The sequence below is a fragment of the Actinoplanes sp. NPDC048791 genome (assembly GCF_040650095.1).
GTDB lineage: Bacteria > Actinomycetota > Actinomycetes > Mycobacteriales > Micromonosporaceae > Actinoplanes.
Window position 1 is genome coordinate 1 of the sequence record NZ_JBEZGQ010001725.1, and the last position, 1080, is coordinate 1080.

1 protein-coding gene is annotated in these 1080 nt (G+C 72.8%); it reads left to right on the forward strand.

Annotation, left to right across the window (positions count from 1 at the left end):
- A partial coding sequence (locus AB0C29_RS49970; protein WP_360835630.1) for a glycerophosphodiester phosphodiesterase occupies positions 1-993 on the forward strand: 993 nt, incomplete at its 5' end.
- Between the last annotated feature and the right edge of the window lie 87 nt (positions 994-1080).

Here is a 1080-nt window from a genome sequence, read left to right on the forward strand (position 1 = left end):
CCGCTGGTCGTCGGCCACCGGGGCGCGTCGGGCTACCGGCCGGAGCACACCCTGGCCTCGTACGAGCTGGCCGCGCGGATGGGCGCCGACTTCATCGAGCCGGACCTGGTCATCACCAAGGACCGCGTCCTGGTCGCCCGGCACGAACCGGAGATCGGCGGCACCACCGACGTCGCGTCGCGGCCGGAGTTCGCCGCCCGCAAGCGCACGGTGCTGCTCGACGGGGTGTCGGTGACCGGCTGGTTCACCCACGACTTCACCCTGGCCGAGCTCAAGACGCTGCGGGCCGTCGAGCGCATCCCGCAGCTGCGCCAGCACAACACGCTGTACAACGGGCTGTTCGAGGTGCCGACCTTCCAGGAGGTGCTGGACCTGCGCAAGCGGCTCTCCCGGGAGCTGGACCGCGAGATCGGCGTCTTCCCGGAGACCAAGCACCCGACCTACTTCCGCGGCCTCGGCCTGGAACTGGAGGCGCCGCTGGTGCGCGCCCTGCGCCGCAACGGGCTGGACCGGGCCGACGCCAAGGTGTTCGTGCAGTCGTTCGAGGCGACGAACCTGGCCGCGCTGCGCACCCGGTACAAGCTGCGGGCGCCGCAGGTGTTCCTGACCGGTGCGTCCGGCGGGCCGTTCGGCGACCCGAAGACCTACGCGGAATACCTCACCCCGGCGGGCCTGCGGGGGCTGTCCCGCTACGTCGACGGCATCGGACCGGACAAGGCCCAGGTGATCCCGCGCCGGGCCGACGACACCCTGGGTACGCCGACCAGCCTGGTTGCCGACGCGCACGCGGCCGGGCTCAAGGTCATCCCGTACACGTTCCGGGCGGAGAACCAGTTCCTGCCGGCCGACTACCGGACCGGCACCGACCCGGCGGCCTACGGCCGGGCCATCGACGAGCAGGTGACGTTCCTGCGGACCGGCCTGGACGGCCTGTTCACCGACCAGCCCGACATCGGAGTGCTGGCCCGCGCGGCCGCCCTCGCCCGCGTCTGAGCTGGGGTCAGCCGGCCAGGCGGCGGACCAGCTCGGTGCGCGACCGCACCCCCAGCCGGGCGAACACAGTCCGCAGGTGGTGGTCGA